Here is a 19,634-nt window from a genome sequence, read left to right on the forward strand (position 1 = left end):
TACTCCTCGGCATGCTTTTCTGCTTAAAAACCGCTCAAACCACCCCGTTTTGCTTGAACCAGGCCAGTGCGCGGCCCCAGCCGTCCTTGGCGTCGGCCTCGTTGTAGCTCGGCCGGTAGTCGGCGTGGAAGGCGTGGCCAGAGTTCGGATAGATGACGAAAGTCGACTTGTTCGGCCCCTTGGCCAATGCCGCTTTCATGATCTCCACCGTTTCCAAGGGGATGCCGGTGTCCTTGGCGCCGTACAGGCCGAGGACCGGCACGTTCAGAGTGCCAGCAACATCGATTGGGTGCCTGGGAAAGTTGGCGCTGAGGTCGCCTTTCAGGCGGCCGTACCAGGCCACGCCAGCCTTGATGTCCGGATTGTGCGCGGCGTACAGCCAGGTGATGCGGCCGCCCCAGCAGAAACCGGTGATGGCGATCTTGTCGCCATCACCGCCATTGGCCTTGGCCCAGGCGACCACCGCGTCGAGGTCGGCGAACACTTGCGCGTCCGGCGTTTTGGCGATGATGTCGCGCTGCAGGTCGGCGATCGAGGCGACCTTGGTCGGGTCGCCCTGGCGGATAAACAGGTCCGGCGCCAGCGCCAGATAGCCCTGCTTGGCGAAGCGGCGGGCGACATCGGCGATGTGCTCGTGCACGCCGAAGATTTCCGAGATGACCAGGATCACCGGCAGCTTGGTCTTGCCTTCCGGCTGGGCGCGGTAGACGGGGACGTCCTGGCCGTTGACCTTGATGGTGATGGTGCCGGCGCTCAGGCCAGCGGTGTCGGTCTTGATGACGTTCTGCGCCATCACCGGCAGGGTGGCGGCGGCAAAGCCGGTGCCCAGCGCGGTTTTGAGGAAACCGCGGCGATCAACGCCGTCCGACAAAGGTGTTTTAGCCAGCAAACTCTCCGCATCACGCGTCAAATCGTCCATCAGTATCCTCCGTAGTGAACCCCTGAACTGCCGGGTTTAGTGTGCTTGATCCCAGTTACTGCCAACCCCAACCTCGGCAATCAGCGGGACTTTCAGTGTCGCCACGCCGGCCATCAGCTCCGGCAGCTTCTGCCTGATCAGTTCCAGCTCGGCATCGGGCACTTCCAGCACCAGCTCATCGTGCACCTGCATGATCATGCGCGAGCCCAGCTTCTCGGCTTCCAGCCAGTCCTGCACCGCGATCATGGCCAGCTTGATCAGATCCGCCGCCGTGCCCTGCATCGGCGCGTTGATCGCCGCGCGCTCGGCGCCCTGGCGGCGCGGGCCGTTCGGCGAGTTAATCTCCGGCAGCCACAGGCGGCGGCCGAACACCGTCTCCACATAGCCGCGCGCCTTGGCCTGCAAGCGCGTGTCATCCATATACTGTTTGACGCCCGAGAAGCGCGCGAAATAGCGGTCGATATAGTTCTGCGCCGCGCCGCGCTCGATACCCAGGTTGCCCGCCAGCCCGAACGCGCTCATGCCGTAGATCAGGCCGAAGTTAATCACCTTGGCGTAGCGGCGCTGCTCGCTTTCCACCGTTTCCGGATCGACGCCGAAAATTTCAGCGGCGGTGGCGCGGTGAATGTCCACGCCTTCGGCGAACGCGCGCAGCATGTTGGCGTCTTCCGAAATATGCGCCATGATGCGCAGCTCGATCTGCGAATAGTCGGCCGACACGATATGCGAGCCGGCCGGCGCCACGAAGGCTTCGCGGATGCGGCGGCCTTCCTTGGTACGGATCGGAATATTCTGCAAATTGGGATCGTTGGACGCCAGGCGTCCCGTCACCGCTACCGCCTGCGCATAGTTGGTGTGCACGCGGCCGGTCTGCGGGTTGATACCCTTCGGCAGCTTGTCGGTGTAAGTCGATTTCAGCTTGGACAGGCTGCGGTACTCCAGCAGCACTTTCGGCAGCGGATAATCCTCCGCCAGCTTTTGCAGCACTTCCTCGTCGGTCGATGGCGCGCCGCTTGGGGTTTTCTTCACCACCGGCAGCTTCAGCTTTTCGAAGAAGATTTCACCGATCTGCTTAGGCGAACCCAGGTTGAAAGGCTGCTCGGCCAGCTCGTGCGCCTTGGCTTCCAGTTCCGCAATGCGCGCACCCAGCTCGGACGATTGCTGCGCCAGCAGCGCGGCGTCGATCTGCACGCCGTTGCGCTCGATCTTTTGCAGCACCACGGCGGTCGGCAGTTCGATATTACGGTAGATGAAGTTGAGCTTGTCGTCCTTCTCCACCTCGCCAATCATGTTTTCGTGCAAGCGCAGTGTGATGTCGGCGTCTTCCGCCGCATACTCGGTGGCGCGGCCGATTTCCACCTGATCGAAGGTAATCATGCTGGCGCCTTTGCCGCACACGTCCGAGAACGGGATCGTGGTGTGGTTCAGATGGCGCAGCGCCAGGCTGTCCATATCGTGCGTGCGGTGCGATTCAAACACATACGATTCCAGCAGCGTGTCGTGGTGGATGCCTTGCAGCGATACGCCATGGTTGGCGAAGATATGGCTGTCGTACTTGAGGTTCTGGCCGACCTTCAGCTTGCTCGCATCTTCCAGCCACGGTTTCAGCTTGGCCAGCACATGCTCGCGCTCCAGTTGCTGCGGCACGCCCTGGTAGGCGTGCGCCACCGGGATGTAGCACGCCTCACCCGTCTTCACCGACAGCGAAATGCCGACCAGCTGCGCCAGCATCGGCTCCAGCGAGGTGGTTTCGGTATCGACGGCGGTCAGCGCGGCGGCGTTGATGCGCTCGATCCACTGGTCCAGTTGTTCCTCGGTGCTCACCGTTTCATAGGTGGCGATGACCGGCTCGGCGAACAGGTCGCCATTCAGCGTCGCGGCGCCGCCCACCGGCGCGTCCAGCGACACCTTGACGGTGGATGCCGGACCGCTGGTCGAGGCCGCCGCGCTCAGCTCGCGCAGCAAAGTCTTGAAGCCGTATTTCCCGAAGAAATCCAGCAGGGCCGGCTTGTCTTCCTCGCGCGCCACCAGCGATTCGCTGATCGACACCATGTGGCCGCTCAGGTCGCAGTCCAGCTTGACGGTGATCAGTTCGCGGCCTTTCGGCAGCCATTCCAGCGCATCGCGCAGGTTCTGGCCCACGGCGCCGGTGATTTTATCGGCGTTGGCGATCACACCGTCCAGCGAGTCGTAGGCGGTCAGCCATTTCAGCGCCGTTTTCGGGCCGCACTTGCTGACGCCAGGCACGTTGTCGACGGTGTCGCCGATCAGGGTCAGGTAATCGATGATGCGGTTCGGCGGCACGCCGAATTTGGCCAGCACGCCGGCTTCATCCATCTTTTCATTGGTCATGGTGTTGATCAGCATGACTTTGTCATTGACCAGCTGCGCCAGATCCTTGTCGCCGGTGGACACCACCACATTCATGCCGGCCCTGTACGCCCCGGCCGACAGCGTGCCGATCACGTCGTCCGCCTCCACGCCCTCGACCATCAGGATCGGCCAGCCCATGGCCTTGACCGCTGCGTGGATCGGCTCGATCTGCAGGCGCAGGTCGTCCGGCATCGACGCGCGTGTCGCCTTGTACTCAGGATACATTTCATCACGGAAAGTTTTCCCCTTAGCGTCAAACACACAGGCGATATAGGCGGCCGGGAAATCCGCGCGCAGGCGGCGCAGCATGTTGACCATGCCGTGCATGGCGCCGGTGGGATGGCCGTCCGGGCTGCGCAGGTCGGGCAGCGCATGGAAAGCGCGGTAAAGATAGCTGGAGCCGTCTACTAACAACAGGGTATTTTGCATAGGTACTGTATGGGGATGCTTGGGCGTGAATGCAACATTATCGCAGGTGTTACAATGGATCATACACAAAAAATTCTGCGGCTTTTTCTCTGGCTTTTTCCTTGTTAAGGCGATTTATCATGAAGCGCATCTCACCTCTCTGGCCCGCCCTCCTCCTGACGCTCAGCGCCCACGCGGCATTTGCCCAGTCGACGCCAAGCCAGGCCCCGCCAAAACTGGAAAAAATCGAAGACGTAGCCGACGATGCGGTCACGATCACCTCGAAACAGCAGCAAAAGAGCGAAACCCAGATCTCGGAACACCGCGACAACAGCGGTAAAGTGGTCGAAACCACCGTCAAAAGCGGTCCCAGCACCTACACCCTGCGCCCTAGCCAGCCAACCGGTACTGCCCTCCCCGGCGACCGTACCGCCGGCCCGCTGCGCGGCGCGCAATGGACAGTGATGGAATTCGACCTCGGCCAGAAAAAAAAGAAAACTGCGGAAGATGAAACGCCAGCGGACAACGCGCCGCCACCGCCACCTGCCCGTTAAATAAACACATAGAACCCAGACAATTCGCACATGGCAGTCTTTACCCCGGTATCGCTGGAAGATGTCTCCCAGTGGATCACTCAATTTCCGCTCGGCAAAGCGCTTGAGCTCAAAGGCATCAGTTCCGGCATCGAGAACAGCAATTTCTTTCTGACAACCGAACGCGGCGAGTATGTACTCACCATCTTCGAGAACCTGTCGTTTGAACAGCTGCCGTTTTACCTTCAACTGATGCGCCATCTGGCCGAGCGCGGCGTACTGGTGCCCGCCCCGATCGCCAACGACCAGGGCGAACTGGTGAGCGCGCTACACGGCAAGCCGGCTGCCATCGTCAGCAAGCTCGAAGGCAGCTCGCAAATGGCCCCGCAGCCGGTGCATTGCGCCGCTGTCGGCGCCATGCTGGCAAACATGCATCTGGCCGGCCGCGACTACGCGCTCAAGCAAGCCAACCTGCGCGGCCTGGAATGGTGGCATGAAACCACGCCGCTGGTACTGCCCTATATTCCAGAAGACAAGGCGCATCTGCTGAAGGCGGAAGTGCACTATCAGGAAACCTTTGCCGCCTGCCAGACCTACAAGCAATTGCCAGTGGGACCGGTGCACGCCGACCTGTTCCGCAACAATGTGATGTTCGACGGCGAGCGCCTGACCGGCTTCTTCGATTTCTATTTCGCCGGCTGTGATACCTGGCTGTTCGATGTCGCCGTCACCGTCAACGACTGGTGCATCGACCTCGATACCGGTGTGCTGGACGAAGCCCGCGTGCGCGCCCTGCTGGACGCCTATCACGCCGTGCGTCCGTTCACCGAAGCCGAGCAGCATGCCTGGCAGGCGATGCTGCGCGCCGGCGCGCTGCGTTTCTGGCTGTCGCGCCTGTATGACTTCTACCGCCCACGCGAAGCGGAGATGCTGACGCCGCACGATCCGGGCCACTTCGAGCGCATCCTGCGCGAACGCATCGCCAAACCGGCGCCGGGGCTGTTCTAATGGAAAAGCTTCCCGCACGAGCCGGCTTGCAATGGGTCAAACAAGGCCTGGAGGTATTCCGCAAGCAACCAGGCGCACTGATGGCACTGTTCTTCAGCTGCATGTTCCTGACGATGCTGTCGCTATTCATTCCACTGCTGGGCGGCATGGCGCCTATCGTGCTGGCGCCGCTGTTCAGCGTGGCGCTGCTGCAAGGCTGCGCCGATGCCGATCAGGGCAAGCGGACGTTTCCGCAGCTGGTGTTCATCGGCTTCCGCAAGCCGGCGCGCAAGCCGCTGCTGCTGCTGGGCGGACTATACCTGATGGTGATGCTGCTGTCGATCATGATACTGACCATGCTGGACGGCGGCATGCTGATCAAGATGGCCACGCGCCAGATCCCGATGGACCAGGAGCTGATCGAGAACTCGCGCAGCGCGCTGTTCATCTCGTCGGTGGTGTACATCGGCGGCTGGATGCTCAGCTGCCTGGCCGCGCCGCTGATCTACTGGCAGAAAATGGCCGTCGGCAAGGCGCTGTTCTTCAGCGTGGTAACGGTGATGCGTGAGATCAAGGCCTTCCTGACCACGGCCGTCATGCTGTTCCTGATGTTCCAGGTGCTGACCGCGATCCCGGTGATCCTGTTCGACTCGGCGCAAATTGAAGTCACCGCCATCTTCACCATCATGCTGATGATGACCGTGCTGATGCACTGCACCCTCTACGCCAGCTACCGCCAGATCTTCGGCGCACCACCGGCAACGGCGGAGGCGCCACCGAAAGCCACACCTTGAATATACGGCCGGCACGCACGCTGGCCGAAGCAGCCGACGACCGGGACAATGGGTTTAACCTGGTGCGGCTGGCGGCGGCCATGGCCGTCGTTTATATCCATGCTTATATCACCACCGGCATTGCGCCGGGAGGTGATCCCATCGGCGCGCTGGTACATCCAGTAAGCGATATCGGCCAGATGGCGCTGGCCGTATTCTTCGTCATCAGCGGCTTTTTTGTCACGCGCAGCTGGATGCACGATCCGCATCTTGCGCGCTACGCATTGCGGCGCGCCTCGCGGCTGTTGCCGGGTCTGGCCGTTTGCGTACTGCTAAGCGCCACCGTGGCAGTGCAGTTCTTTTCCTCGCCGGACGCCGGCGGGCTATTTAGCGGCGCCACCTGGCGCTACATCCTCGGCAATATATCGCTGCATGGACTGCGCTTCAATGTTTCAGGCAGCGAGTGGCATATCGACGGTGTGCTAGGCGGACAAGCCCTGAACGGTTCATTATGGACGCTGTTCTGGGAAGGCCGCATGTATGTGATGGTGGCATTGCTGGGCATTGCCGCAGCGCTGCCGCTACGGCAATGGCTGATGGGTGCGGCGGCTTTCCTGCTACTGGCCGCGCACCTGTTTCCCGAAGTGGCCAGCGGCTATGTCTGGGAAGTCCGGCTATGGAGTATGTTCCTGGTAGGCATGCTGTGCTGCACGCTGGCGCCGCAATTGCGCGTGGGCGTGATCCAGGTTGCGTGTGCATGCGTGTTCGTGGCGCTCAACTGGACTCGCAACGCTTCCATGCACGCCAGCGGCTTTACCTGGTTCGGCCTGGCGCTGCTGTGCGCCACTGTCGCCTTGTGGGCGGGCAGCCGGCCAATCCGCGGCTGGACGCACCTGCGACGTCACGACTACTCCTACGGGATTTACCTGTACAACTGGCCGGTGATGACCATGCTAAAGGCAAAATTCCCGCAGTTGACCGCGCTGCCCATGCTCGGCGTGTCCTTACTGCTGATTGTGCCGCTGGCCATGCTCAGCTGGCACTATGTCGAAGCGCCGGTGTTGCGCGCGGCTCGCCGCCTGCTGGCGCGCCGCGCTGTCCAAGCCGCCGTTACAGGCGCTCCAACTTAGCGATACTCAAGTCCAGCACCTTCATGCCCGCGCTGCCGAAGTTGATCTGCGCGCGGGCGTTGTTGCCGCTGCCTTCGATATTCACGATCACGCCTTCGCCAAACTTGGCGTGGGCGACCGATTGGCCCAGGCGCCAGCCGGCACCGGCGCCAATGGCCTTACTGGCGATCATTTTCTGCGCCAGCGCGTTATCCGAGCCGACCAATGGCGCCTCATCCCACGCGGACTTCTTGGCGCCGAACCAGTTCGGCTGCACTTTCGGCGTCAGCCACTTCAGTGCATCTTCCGGCAATTCGTCAAAGAAGCGCGACTTCATGTTGTAGCGCGTCTGACCGTGCAGCATCCGCGTCTGCGCAAAGCTCAGGTACAGGCGCTGGCGCGCGCGGGTAATCGCCACGTACATCAGGCGACGCTCCTCTTCCACGCCGTCATGCTCGCGCGAGCTGCTCTCGTGCGGGAACAAGCCCTCTTCCAGACCGGTGATGAAGACGTTGTTGAACTCCAGGCCCTTGGCCGAGTGCACCGTCATCATCTGCACCGCTTCCTGGCCGATGGTGGCCTGGTTGTCGCCGGCCTCCAGCGAGGCGTGCGACAGGAAAGCCGACAGCGGCGACATCACAGTCGCCAGCGGCGCATCCGCGTCCAGAATCTCGAAGCCATCTTCATTGACCACGGCAGCGCCAGCCGACGCCTGGGCCTGCGGGCCGAGGTGCGCGGGCGCGCCATGGCCATAGCCCTCTTCCGACACGAATTGCGTGGCGGCGCTGACCATCTGCTCCAAGTTTTCAATGCGGTCGGCGCCTTCTTTTTCGGTGGCATAGTGCGACAGCAGCGTTGACTGCTCCAGCACCACGCGCACCAGTTCCGGCAGCGCCATTTGCTGCGTCTCAAAACGCACGCCTTCGATCAGCTTGACGAAGCCGGACAGCGAGGTGCCGCCCTTGCCGGTCATATACGGCACTGCTGCATACAGCGACACGCGATACTGCTCGGCGGCCGCTTGCAGCGTTTCCAGCGTGCGCGCGCCAATGCCGCGCGTCGGGAAATTCACCACGCGCAGGAAGGCCGAATCATTGTGCGGGTTATCCATCAATTGCAGGTAGGCGATGGCGTGCTTGACCTCGGCGCGCTGGAAGTAGCGCAGGCCGCCGTACACATGGTAGGGAATGCCGGCCGAGAACAGCGCATGCTCGATCACGCGCGACTGCGCGTTGGAGCGGTACAGCACGGCGATTTCGCTGCGCGAGGCACCGTCGTGGATCAGATTCTTGGTTTCTTCGATAATCCACGAGGCTTCGGACAGGTCCGAGTTGGCTTCGTAGACGCGCACCTGTTCACCGTGGCCGGCGTCGGTACGCAGATTCTTGCCCAAGCGCTTGCTGTTGTTGGCGATCAGCACGTTGGCGGCATCCAGGATGTGACCGTGCGAGCGGTAGTTCTGCTCCAGCTTGATCAGATTCTTGACGTGGAACTCGCGCTCGAAGGCGCTCATATTGCCAACGTTGGCGCCACGGAAAGCATAAATCGACTGGTCATCATCGCCGACCGCGAACAGCGCGCTGTGATTTTGCGTGCCATGGCCGGACAACAGCTTCAGCCATTTGTATTGCAGGTCATTGGTATCCTGGAACTCGTCGACCAGGATGTGCTGGAAGCGCTGCTGGTAATGCTCGCGCAGCGGCTGGTTACGGCTCAGCAGCTCGTAGGTCCGCAGCAGCAGCTCGGCAAAGTCCACCACGCCCTCGCGCTGGCACTGGTCGTCATACAGCTGGTACAGCTCAACCTTCTTGCGTTCATCGGCATTGTACGGATCGATCTTGTCGGCGCGCAGGCCGGAATCTTTCGCGTTGTTGATGAAGTACATAATGTCTTTTGGCGGGAACTTCTCGTCATCGACATTCTGTGCTTTCAGCAGGCGCTTGATGGCCGACAGTTGATCCTGCGAATCGAGGATCTGGAAGGTCTGCGGCAGCGCGGCGTCGCGGTGATGGGTGCGCAACAGGCGGTTGCACAGGCCGTGGAAGGTGCCGATCCACATGCCGCGCGTATTGATCGGCAGCATGGCGGACAGGCGGGTCAGCATTTCCTTGGCGGCCTTGTTGGTAAAGGTCACTGCCAGGATGCCGGAAGGCGACACCTGGCCGGTTTGAATCAGCCAGGCGATACGGGTCGTCAGAACGCGGGTTTTGCCGGAGCCGGCGCCCGCCAGAATCAGGGCGCTCTGGGCGGGCAAGGTGACAGCTGCGAGCTGCTCGTCGTTAAGGTTGTGAAGAAGATTGTGCATCCCGTGATTATACCGGGATGCCTCATCCTCAGGCGGATGGTGCCGGAACGGCTTTGCCGTTTTGCAAGCTTTCCTGCATCAATGATTTCAGCACACGTTCGGCGTCACGAACGGCGTCGGCATGCTTGAGGCTAAGCTCGGACATGCGGGCGCCCATTTCGCCCATCGGACGGCCGGCGGCCTCCATCTTCTCGTGCAGCGCTTTCATCGGCGCATCCTGTTCATGCAGCTTGCTCATTTTTGCTTCGAGCTCGTTCTGGCGCAAAGCCATCTGCTTTTGCAGCGGCGCCATTTCTGCTTGCAGCTGCGCTTGCTGCTGTTGCAGGCTGCGGAGTCTTTCGCCGCTGCGTTCAGCGCTGATATCACGCGAAACACTCTCGATGCGGCGGGCGACTCGTTCTTGCGCGCTTGCGATTCTGGCAATTTCGCGCTGCTCTTCTTGCGCACTCCGCGCGGCATTCTTGCCGATCTCGCCGGCGACCACGCCAATCTCATGGCCGATGGCGTTGATGATCTTGCCCTGCGCATCCATTTTTTTGTCCTGCTCTTCCATCTGTGCGCTGATGCGATTGACTGGTGCCCAGACCTCCTCCAGGCGCGACATGGTGGATGGATCGCTGATCAAATAAGTTTTGTCGCCGTCGCGGAACCACAGGAAGTTGCCTTTGACACTGCTGCGCAGTTGCGAGACTTTACGAATGTCCTGCAGGCTGGCGGAGACGGTGATGCTGGGCGTGCCAGCACGGACGATGGCGTAGGCGTTGCGCGGCGCTGGCGCGGCGGCCGGAGCTGGTGCGGCGGCAGGCGCAGGAGCGGCCGCTGGTGCGGCAGGAGCGGCTGGTGCGGCTGGTGCTGCCGGAGCAACGGCGGCGACCAGTTCGCGCATCGCAGCCACAGGGGCAACGGGGGCAACTGGCGCTACGGGTGCGATCATGTCCGGAGCATCTGGTGCTGCGGGCGCTTCCGGCACAGCAGGCAGCGCCGCCACTTCCGGGACTGCGGGCACGGCCGGCAATTCAGCCGCGACTGGGCTTTTCGGCGGCGCTGGTGTTGCTGGCGGCTGAGGTGCGGCGTGGGCATAGAACATGGCGCCGGCCGCCAGCAGACCTGCCAGCGGCATGGCGATTTTCCAGCTGACCGGTTCGACATCGGGACGCAGCAGGCGTTTGATACGAGACATGAGATTTCCTCCGTGAGCCGCATGGGCTAGTTGTGTTGTATCGAACTGGAAGCGGTCCAGTTGCGACAGGGCTTGCGCCAGCTTTTGCGGCTGGCCGAGCATATCCACTGCCAGGTCGTCGGCGATTTGTTCCCGCTCGATCCGTATCCTGCGCGATATAGCCCAAACACTAGGGTGATAGAACAGCACGATCTCAATCGCGCTTTGTATGAGGTTAACCAGATAGTCGCGGCGCTTGATGTGCGCCAGCTCGTGCGCCAGCAGCGCTTCCAGCAGATCAGCTGGCATGCCGGTAATCAGCGCGGCCGGCACCAGCACGATGGGTTTGAAGCAGCCGGCGGTGATCGGGCTGTCCAGCCGTTCAACCACACCCAGGCGCACATGGAAGTCGATGTCGAAACGGCGCGCCAGCTCGGACAGGCGGCGCTGCCAATAGGGATTACCGGTAAATTCGTCAGGCCGGGTGCGGTTCGCTACCCACTTGAGGCCGATCGCCAGGCGCAGCGCCATCAGTGCGGCGCCAGCCAGCCACAGGCCGACGATCCACGGCAATTGCCGGCGTAGCAGGTCTTTGACGCCATCGAAGGTATTGTCGCTGAACAGCGTGACCGCATTGTCGCCAGCGCCGGCAGCGGCCACCGTCTGTACCGCGCCAAAGCCATTGCCGGCGTGCAGATCCGCCAGTTGCATGATGATGCTCGACAGTGGCAACGCAGCGCACAGCAGCATGCCGCCGCAAGCCACCGCATAACGCGTCTGTGGACGCGCCTTTTGCAGCAGGTGCATGGCGAGCGTCACCGCCCAGCCGATCAGCAAGCCCTGCCAGATAAAGTGCAGCAGTGTCCAGCCAACGGCGGACACCATCGCTGGCAGCATGTTATTCATCGCCGCTGTCCGTCGTGAAATTGATAGAAATATCCATGCCGCCCTCCAAGTCGATGGATGTAGAATAAATTATCTAGATTGCGAAGTCTAGAACTTTTTTTCTACATCCATCCAGGCACAGCTTTTAGTACATCACAACGGAGCGGATCGACTCGCCGCTCTTCATCAGGTCAAAGCCCTGGTTGATGTCTTCCAGCTTCAGGCGATGGGTGATCAGGTCGTCGATGTTGAGCTTGCCTTCCATATACCAATCGACAATCTTCGGCACATCGGTACGGCCACGCGCGCCGCCGAAGGCCGAACCTTTCCACTCGCGCCCGGTCACCAGCTGGAACGGACGGGTCGAGATTTCCTGACCCGCCGCCGCCACGCCGATGATGATCGACTTGCCCCAACCCTTGTGGCAGCACTCCAGCGCCTGACGCATCAGCGTGGTATTGCCGACACACTCGAAACTGTAGTCGGCGCCGCCGTCGGTCAGCTGGATGATGTGGTCAACCACGTTTTCCACTTCATTCGGATTGATGAAATGGGTCATGCCGAACTTGCGCGCCATTTCCTGGCGGGCCGGATTGATATCCACGCCGATGATCTTGTCGGCGCCCACCATCTTGGCCGCCTGGATCACGTTCAGGCCGATGCCGCCCAGGCCGAACACCACCACATTCGCGCCTGCTTCCACCTTGGCGGTGAACAGCACCGCGCCCACGCCGGTGGTCACGCCGCAACCGATGTAGCAAACTTTATCGAAAGGCGCATCCTCACGGATCTTGGCCAGAGCGATTTCCGGCACCACGATGTAATTCGAGAAGGTCGACGTGCCCATGTAGTGATAAATCGGCTTGCCGTCGATCGAGAAGCGGCTGGTCGCATCGGGCATCAGGCCACGGCCCTGGGTCGAGCGGATCGACTGGCACAGATTGGTTTTCTGCGACAGGCAGAATTTGCACTGGCGGCATTCCGGCGTGTACAGCGGAATCACGTGGTCATCTTTTTTCAGCGATTTCACGCCAGGACCCACGTCCACCACGATGCCGGCGCCTTCATGGCCCAGGATCGCCGGGAAAATCCCTTCCGGATCGGCGCCGGACAGGGTGTAGTAATCGGTATGGCAGATGCCGGTGGCCTTGATCTCGACCAGCACCTCGCCTTCGCGCGGGCCGCCCAGTTCGACTTCTTCGATCGTCAGAGGCTTGCCCGCTTGCCATGCAACGGCTGCTTTGGTTTTCATGATGTTCCTTTCGCGTTGGAACATCATGATAACAAATCAGTCGTGGAAAGCGTCCACCACTTTGCGTTGGCCCAGCATGAAGGCGTCGGCGACGTGGCGCAGCGGCGCCACATCCACGTCCGACTTGCCGGCGCGGATGATGTCGGCGAAGCGCTGGTACAGCGATGAGTATTCGGCTTCTTTTTCGAGAGTCTGTTCAGCGCCGTTGATCCACAGGCGCGAGCCGCCATCTGCCAGCTTGACCTCGCCCTTGGCGGTGGTGACCACGATGTCCCAGCTTTGCTTGCCGGTCTGGCGCCAGTCGAATTCGGCGTGCACCTTGACGCCATCGGCGTCCTGGAAATGCAGGTCGGCAGCGATCGGCGCGTCGCGGTTTTCCGGAAATTCCAGCGCGGCCTTGGTCAGGAACACTGCCGATGGCAGGATTTCGGTGACGATGGATAGCGCGTTGATGCCCGGATCAAACACGCCCAGGCCACCCGCCTGCCAGATCCAGTCCTGGTTCGGATGCCACTGGCGCACGTCTTCTTTCCAGATCACATGCATTGCCGTTGGCTTTTCCACGGCCAGATGGGCCTTGGCCGGCTGCACGCCCGGCGCATAGCGCGAGTGCCAGCTGGCGAACAGGCTGACGCCCTTCTCTGCGGCAAAGGCTTCCAGGTCGGCCACTTCCGACAGCGTCGCGCCCGGTGGTTTTTCCAGGAAAACATGCTTGCCTGCGGCCAGCGCCTTGCGCGCGGCGGCATAGCGGTATTGCGGCGGCATGCACAGCGAAACGGCTTCGATATCCGGATTGGCGGCCAGCATCGCTTCGATGGTCGGGAAGCTCGGCACCTGGTCGATGGTGTTGTTGCGGCTGGCCGTCGCGACCAGCGCGTAGCCGGCATTTGCAGTAATGGCTGGCAGGTGCTGGTCGTAAACGATTTTTCCCACGCCGACGATGGCGAGTTTGATAGGTGACGTCATCTGTATGTATCCTGATTGAGTTGATCCGGCAGCCTATCACCTCCGCCAGTCACGCAACAAGATCAGACAGCCGTCACCTTGTATTTATTATCAATAATGCGATTATTGGGGTTCAACCGGCATCGCAGGGCCGATGCCAAGCAGGTCGGACACGGTGCGCCACAGCTGGCGCGGCGAGGTCCATGGCTTGGGCAGGAAAGCGCTGCCGGCGTGGTGGTACTCGGGATGGCGTGCCGAATACATCAGCACCCGCGCATCGCCCTGCAATACGCGCACTTCCGGCAGCAGATCGGTGCCGTCGCCATCCGGCAGGTCCGGGTCCAGCACCACCAGCGCGAATTTTTCAGTGCGCAGCAGTTCCTGCGCGGCGGCGATGCTCGATACATGGGTCACTTGCGTTTCCGGCACCAGCAGCGCGGCCAGCACCAGCGCCGTGTCGTGGTCGCTGTCGATATGCAGTACGCGCGGGGCGGCGGCAAAAATGGAAAATCCGATGGCGCCGCCAGTCTCTTCGGTGAACGGGCGATAGGTGCTGCTTGGCAGATCGTTGGTCATGGCTGTCTCCGCTTGGAAAGCTATATGCAAGCTCGGCGGAGTTGGGCCGAAGGAATCAGGGGCGGCGCAGGGTACAGGCGCTCATTGAGGCGACAGATGCAGATTGGGGCCCTGTCGCTGCTGAGGCGGGCGAATAAGGTTTTATCCGCCGCTCAGACAATAGTGTATAACAAAAATGCCGCAGAACAAGAAAAATTGCCTTGGGCGTTTACTTTTTCAGACGGCTGTTGAATGCGGCATGCAAGCTGTTGAGGGTCTCTTCGGCCGCCAGCAGCTGGTCAGCCACCTCGTTGACCTTGCGCCGGTTGGAGCGGGCGTGATCACGCAGCACCTCGAAAGCGGTGTTGCGGTCGGTCTGGAATTTGCACATCAGCAGGCCCACAGCCAGGCTGGTTTCGCGGCCGGCGGCCAGCGCTGCATTCAGATTCAGTTCGGTGCGGCGCAGCTGACGGATCTCGTCGGCGCGCGCCAGGCCAGCGGCAAACGCCGGCATCAGCTGTTTCTCATCGACCGGCTTGACCAGGAAGCCCACCGCACCGTAGGAGGCGGCCTGCTTGCCGGCGTCGGCATCGCCACGGCCGGACAGGAACATGAACGGCACCGAGCTGGTGGCGTGCAGTTGCTTGGCCAGTTCCAGGCCATTCATGCCGGGCATATGGATGTCGAGCAGGGCCAGGTCGGGTTCACGCTGGGCGATCAATTGCAGCGCTTGCTCCGCCGAAGGCGCCTTGGCGACGTCGTAGCCGGCATGGCCTAGCACTTCGCCGAGGAAGTCGAGCAGCAGAGGATCATCGTCGACGATCAGGATCAGGCGCTTCTGGTTGATAGAGGATAAAGGCATAGGGTCGGCAACCTTGGGCTAATACTAACGACCCCATTATAAAGCCGAAAACCGTCCGCACTTCAAGCGTTTTATTTCGTTTTGAAAAGTACGTTAAATTGGCTAACGGCTTCAGCCACACTTTCAGCTTGATAGATGCTGCTGATCGCGGCCACCATGTGGGCGCCACGCGCGACCAGCGGGGCAGCGTTTTCCGGCGTCATGCCACCGATAACCACCGTCGGCACCCGAATCACCTCGCGTGCCTGATCGAGGATGGACGCTTGCGTGGTGACCGCATACTGCTTGACTCGCGATGGATAGAATCCGCCGAAAGCGACATAGCTGGCACCGGCCAGTTGCGCATCGATGGCGCGCGCCATGTCGCCATAGCAGGAAGCGCCGATGATTTTTTCACTGCCGAGCTGTGCGCGGACATTGGCCACTTCCGCGTCCGTACCGCCGAGGTGAACGCCGTCCGCATCCAGTTGCTGGCACAACTCAACAAAATCGTTGACGATGAACGGCACCTGATAGCGGCGGCACAGCGCCTGCAAGGCCGCCGCCTGCTCGGCGCGCAGCGCCGGGCCGGCATCCTTGTGGCGATATTGCAGTAGTGCGATAGGTCCGGCCTGCATGGCCTGCTCGCTCAGTTGCAGCAAGCGGTCGGTGTCGTCCCAGTTGGGCGTGACCAGATAAAGTCCTTGCATGATGCTCTTTCGTTTAGCGTAAGGGAATGCGCTGACCCGCAGCGATGACGTAAGCGTCGCGCAGCGCGTGATAGACATAATGCTGGGCGTGTTCCAGCGCCACTGCGGTCGGCAGGCCAAGCGCCAGCTGGCCTGCGATGGCCGACGCCAGCGTGCAGCCGCTGCCATGGAAAGCGCCATCGATGCGTGGCCAGCGCCATTCGCGCGGCGCACCTGGCCCGTGCCAGCGGTTGACGATCTCCTCGCCGTCAGCGTGACCACCGGTGATGAAAACATGGTGGCAGCCGCGCGCGCGCAGATTGCGCGCCTGCATCTCCGGCTGAGTGGCATCGCTGAGCGCCTGTGCTTCCGGGCCGTTGGGCGTCAGCACGGTGGTCAGCGGCAGCAAGGGCGCAAGCGCTTGCGCCGCGTCGTCGCGCGACAGCAGATCGCCATGGCCGCTGGCCAGCACCGGGTCCAGCACCAGCGGCAGGTCGGGCTGCCGCTGGCGCAGCCGACTGACGAACTCCGCAATCGCCTGCGCGTTGGCGGCGCTGCCGGTGATGCCGATCTTGACCGCGCTGATGGTCATCTTGTCGGCCAGCACCTGCGCCTGGCGCAGCACCAGCGCGGCATCCACCGGCTGCACCGCGAACACGCGGTCATTGTCCTGCACCGTCAACGCGGTGCAGACGCTGAGCGCATGCGCGCCCTGCCCGGCTATCGCCTGCTGATCCGCCGCCAGTCCTGCGCCGCCGGACGGATCGAGTCCGGCGAACACCAGCACGCAGGCGCGCGTGTCGACGCTCATGCCAGCCGGCCCGCCATTGGTGACGACGGCGATGCCGCGAATTTGCGCGCGATCCGTCCGGCCAGGTAAGCCTCCCGGCCCGCCTGCACACCCAGCTTCATCGCGCGCGCCATGCGCACCGGGTCTTGCGCACCGGCGATGGCGGTGTTCATCAGCACACCGTCGCACCCCAGCTCCATGGCGATGGCCGCGTCGGAGGCAGTACCCACGCCGGCGTCCACCAGCACCGGCACCTTGGCCTGTTCGATAATCAGCGACAGGTTCCACGGATTCAGGATGCCCATGCCGGAACCGATCAGCGACGCCAGCGGCATCACCGCCACGCAGCCGATATCCTCCAGCATGCGCGCCTGGATAGGATCGTCGCTGCAATACACCATCACGTCGAAGCCATCCTTCACCAGCTCGCGCGCGGCAACCAGTGTTTCGGGCATATTCGGGAACAGGGTTTTCTCATCGCCCAGCACTTCCAGCTTGACCAGCTTATGTCCGTTCAGCAGTTCGCGCGCCATTTGCAGCGTGTAGATGGCGTCCTTGGCGGTGTAGCAACCGGCCGTATTCGGCAGGATGGTGTACTGCGACGGCGGCAGCACATCCAGCAGGCTGGGCGCCTTCGGGTCCTGGCCGATATTCACGCGGCGGATCGCCACCGTAATAATCTCCGCTTCGGCGGCGTCGGTCGCCTCGCGGGTTTGCTGCAGGTCTTTGTACTTGCCGCTGCCCACCAGCAGCCGCGACTTGTACTGTTTGCCTGCAATCGTCAACACGTCATTCATTTTTATCTCCAGTTAGCCGCCACCGATGGCGCGCACGATATCCACTTTGTCGCCGGCCTGCAGCACACGCTCGGACCATTGCTGGCGCGGCGCCACGTTGCGGTTGACCGCCAGCGCCAGCGCCTGTCCGCTCAGCGCCAGCGCATCAACCAACTGCTCCAGCGTGTGCTGCGCCGGCACCCGATGCGGTGCGCCGTTCAATTCAATGTCAATCATGATTCAGGCTTTGCTATACAGCTCGGCGCCGCTCTTGATGAACTCCACCGCCTTGACCTGCATGCCATCTTCGGCATATTTGCGCACCTCCTGGGTGATCTTCATCGAGCAGAAATGCGGGCCGCACATCGAACAGAAATGCGCCACCTTGGCGGAATCCTTGGGCAAGGTCTCATCGTGGAATTCGCGCGCCTTGTCCGGATCGAGGCCGAGGTTGAACTGGTCTTCCCAGCGGAATTCAAAGCGCGCCTTGGACAGCGCGTTGTCGCGGATCTGCGCGCCCGGATGGCCCTTGGCCAGGTCGGCTGCATGCGCGGCGATCTTGTAGGTGATGATGCCGTCCTTGACATCGTTCTTATCCGGCAGGCCGAGATGCTCTTTCGGCGTCACGTAGCACAGCATGGCCGTGCCGTACCAGCCGATCTGCGCCGCACCGATGCCCGATGTAATGTGGTCATAGCCCGGTGCGATATCGGTGGTCAGCGGTCCCAGCGTGTAGAACGGCGCCTCATGGCACTGCTCCAGTTGCAGGTCCATATTCTCCTTGATCAGCTGCATCGGCACGTGGCCGGGGCCTTCAATCATCACCTGCACATCGTGCTTCCAGGCGATCTGGGTCAGCTCGCCCAGCGTTTTCAGCTCGCCCAGTTGCGCCTCGTCATTGGCGTCGTAAATCGACCCCGGACGCAAGCCGTCGCCCAAGGAGAAGGACACGTCATACGCCTTCATGATCTGGCAGATCTCTTCAAAGTGCGTGTACAGGAAGGACTCCTGGTGATGCGCCAGGCACCATTTGGCCATGATCGAACCGCCGCGCGAAACGATGCCAGTCATGCGCTTGGCCGTCAGCGGCACATAGCGCAGCAGCACGCCGGCATGGATGGTGAAGTAGTCGACGCCCTGCTCCGCCTGTTCGATCAGCGTGTCGCGGAAGATTTCCCAGGTCAGGTCCTCGGCCTTGCCGTTGACCTTTTCCAGCGCCTGGTAAATCGGCACCGTACCAATCGGCACCGGGCTGTTGCGGATGATCCATTCGCGCGTTTCGTGGATATGCTTGCCGGTCGACAGGTCCATCACCGTGTCGCCGCCCCAGCGGATCGACCAGGTCATTTTCTCGACCTCTTCGCCTATCGACGACGTCACTGCCGAATTGCCGATATTGGCATTGATCTTCACCAGGAAGTTGCGGCCGATGATCATCGGCTCGACTTCCGGGTGGTTGATATTGGCCGGGATAATGGCACGGCCGCGAGCAATTTCCTGGCGCACGAATTCGGCGCTGATCTCGGCAGGAATGCTTGCGCCATAAGCCTGGCCAGGATGCTGGCGCCCCATCAGCTCCGCCAGCCGCTGGCCATTCGGTCCGGACACTTTCAGACTCGCGATATATTCCTTGCGCCGCAGGTTTTCGCGGATGGCGACAAACTCCATTTCCGGCGTGATGATGCCCTGGCGCGCATAGTGCATCTGCGTGACATTGCGGCCTGCGCGCGCGCGGCGCGGCTTGCGGTGCAGATTGAAGCGCAATTCCTCCAGCGCCGGATCGGCCAGTCGCGCCTGGCCATAGGCCGAAGTCGGACCATCCAGCTCCTCAGTATCGTCGCGCTCCAGTATCCACGGCAGGCGCGGCGTTTCGGCCAGGCCGGAGCGGATGTCGATGCGCGCTGCGGGATCGGTGTACGGGCCGGAGGTATCGTAGACAGTCACCGGCGGATTGGCCTCGAAGCCGAACGAGGCCGGCGTATCGGCCTGCGAGATGAGGCGCATCGGCACACGGATATCGGCGCGGCTGCCTTGCACGTAGATCTTGCGGGAATTGGGAAGTGGCTGTATCGCTGCCTGGTCCACCGTGGCGGTGGCGGACATGAATTTCGGGTTGGCGTTCATTTGGCTCCTTTGTTGGGCTAACAGGAGCCAGCAAAGGAGGTTGGACGACAGCCCGCGCGAACAGCGCACGGCAGACATCCTAAGCTTCCCTTCGCTGGCATTATCCAGATCAGGTTCGGAGGGTATTTCTCACCCGCGCCATTCGCATGACGCAGGACCCCTAGCGTTTGCCACCTTGCGGCAGCGCGCCGATTATAAACCGGCTGACAGG

At 61.8% G+C, this 19,634-nt stretch carries 17 protein-coding genes and 1 riboswitch; of the genes, 4 read left to right on the forward strand and 13 right to left on the reverse strand.

Annotated features, from left to right (window positions below; all coding sequences use genetic code 11):
• Nucleotides 1–34 precede the first annotated feature (34 nt).
• Together KW842_RS19180 and polA are read right to left on the reverse strand one after the other, a co-directional pair.
• Nucleotides 35–919 (reverse strand): dienelactone hydrolase family protein, encoded by an 885-nt coding sequence (locus tag KW842_RS19180; RefSeq protein ID WP_218305721.1) that lies wholly within the window; start codon nt 917–919, stop codon nt 35–37.
• A 36-nt stretch (nt 920–955) separates the two neighbouring features.
• Nucleotides 956–3,721 carry a DNA polymerase I gene (polA, locus tag KW842_RS19185; RefSeq protein ID WP_218305722.1) on the reverse strand — a complete coding sequence of 922 codons (2,766 nt, stop codon included), beginning with the start codon at nt 3,719–3,721 and terminating at the stop codon, nt 956–958.
• Between the two features lie 119 nt (nt 3,722–3,840).
• On the opposite strand from polA, the gene KW842_RS19190 reads away from it, so the two are divergent.
• Genes KW842_RS19190 through KW842_RS19205 form a run of 4 tightly spaced genes read left to right on the forward strand, consistent with a single transcriptional unit; the run spans nt 3,841 to nt 7,123 of the window.
• Nucleotides 3,841–4,254, forward strand: a complete 414-nt coding sequence (locus KW842_RS19190; RefSeq protein WP_218305723.1) for a hypothetical protein — start codon at nt 3,841–3,843, stop codon at nt 4,252–4,254.
• A 30-nt stretch (nt 4,255–4,284) separates the two neighbouring features.
• Nucleotides 4,285–5,241 carry a homoserine kinase gene (locus KW842_RS19195; protein ID WP_218305724.1) on the forward strand — a complete coding sequence of 319 codons (957 nt, stop codon included), beginning with the start codon at nt 4,285–4,287 and terminating at the stop codon, nt 5,239–5,241.
• Nucleotides 5,241–6,014: a BPSS1780 family membrane protein gene (locus KW842_RS19200; protein ID WP_218305725.1), complete on the forward strand. Its 774-nt coding sequence runs from the start codon at nt 5,241–5,243 to the stop codon at nt 6,012–6,014. The genes KW842_RS19195 and KW842_RS19200 overlap by 1 nt, the downstream gene beginning before the upstream one ends.
• Nucleotides 6,011–7,123 carry an acyltransferase gene (locus KW842_RS19205; RefSeq protein ID WP_218305726.1) on the forward strand — a complete coding sequence of 371 codons (1,113 nt, stop codon included), beginning with the start codon at nt 6,011–6,013 and terminating at the stop codon, nt 7,121–7,123. The genes KW842_RS19200 and KW842_RS19205 overlap by 4 nt, the downstream gene beginning before the upstream one ends.
• Here the strand turns inward: KW842_RS19205 and KW842_RS19210 are convergent.
• The 11 genes from KW842_RS19210 to thiC all read right to left on the reverse strand — a co-directional run bounded on the left by KW842_RS19210 (nt 7,104) and on the right by thiC (nt 19,423).
• Nucleotides 7,104–9,407, reverse strand: a complete 2,304-nt coding sequence (locus KW842_RS19210; RefSeq protein ID WP_218305727.1) for a UvrD-helicase domain-containing protein — start codon at nt 9,405–9,407, stop codon at nt 7,104–7,106. The two genes, KW842_RS19205 and KW842_RS19210, sit on opposite strands and share 20 nt — an antisense overlap.
• A 28-nt stretch (nt 9,408–9,435) precedes the next feature.
• Nucleotides 9,436–11,472, reverse strand: coding sequence for a M56 family metallopeptidase (locus KW842_RS19215; RefSeq protein ID WP_218305728.1), 2,037 nt, complete (start codon nt 11,470–11,472; stop codon nt 9,436–9,438).
• Nucleotides 11,473–11,596: 124 nt separating this feature from the next.
• Entirely contained in the window at nt 11,597–12,703 is a 1,107-nt protein-coding gene (locus tag KW842_RS19220; protein WP_218305729.1) for an S-(hydroxymethyl)glutathione dehydrogenase/class III alcohol dehydrogenase, read from the reverse strand.
• A gap of 36 nt (nt 12,704–12,739) precedes the next feature.
• A complete protein-coding gene (locus tag KW842_RS19225) occupies nt 12,740–13,669 on the reverse strand; it encodes a Gfo/Idh/MocA family protein (protein ID WP_218305730.1) in 930 nt (309 codons plus the stop codon).
• Between the two features lie 102 nt (nt 13,670–13,771).
• The gene (locus KW842_RS19230) at nt 13,772–14,224 is read right to left on the reverse strand and encodes a response regulator (RefSeq protein ID WP_218305731.1); all 453 of its coding nucleotides are present in this window, start codon (nt 14,222–14,224) and stop codon (nt 13,772–13,774) included.
• Nucleotides 14,225–14,432: 208 nt separating this feature from the next.
• A complete protein-coding gene (locus KW842_RS19235) occupies nt 14,433–15,065 on the reverse strand; it encodes an ANTAR domain-containing response regulator (protein WP_218305732.1) in 633 nt (210 codons plus the stop codon).
• A gap of 71 nt (nt 15,066–15,136) precedes the next feature.
• Nucleotides 15,137–15,754, reverse strand: a complete 618-nt coding sequence (gene thiE, locus KW842_RS19240; RefSeq protein WP_218305733.1) for a thiamine phosphate synthase — start codon at nt 15,752–15,754, stop codon at nt 15,137–15,139.
• A gap of 13 nt (nt 15,755–15,767) precedes the next feature.
• Complete coding sequence (locus tag KW842_RS19245) at nt 15,768–16,544, reverse strand: hydroxymethylpyrimidine/phosphomethylpyrimidine kinase (protein ID WP_218305734.1); 777 nt, start codon at nt 16,542–16,544, stop codon at nt 15,768–15,770.
• Entirely contained in the window at nt 16,541–17,320 is a 780-nt protein-coding gene (locus KW842_RS19250) for a thiazole synthase (RefSeq protein WP_218305735.1), read from the reverse strand. Before KW842_RS19250 ends, KW842_RS19245 begins: the two co-directional genes overlap by 4 nt.
• 12 nt (nt 17,321–17,332) lie before the next feature.
• Entirely contained in the window at nt 17,333–17,536 is a 204-nt protein-coding gene (gene thiS / locus KW842_RS19255; protein ID WP_218305736.1) for a sulfur carrier protein ThiS, read from the reverse strand.
• A 3-nt stretch (nt 17,537–17,539) separates the two neighbouring features.
• Nucleotides 17,540–19,423 carry a phosphomethylpyrimidine synthase ThiC gene (thiC, locus tag KW842_RS19260; RefSeq protein ID WP_218305737.1) on the reverse strand — a complete coding sequence of 628 codons (1,884 nt, stop codon included), beginning with the start codon at nt 19,421–19,423 and terminating at the stop codon, nt 17,540–17,542.
• Between the two features lie 69 nt (nt 19,424–19,492).
• Nucleotides 19,493–19,595, reverse strand: a riboswitch (TPP riboswitch).
• Nucleotides 19,596–19,634: the final 39 nt, after the last annotated feature.

It is taken from the genome of Duganella sp. sic0402 (assembly GCF_019219065.1).
Lineage (GTDB): Bacteria > Pseudomonadota > Gammaproteobacteria > Burkholderiales > Burkholderiaceae_D > Rugamonas.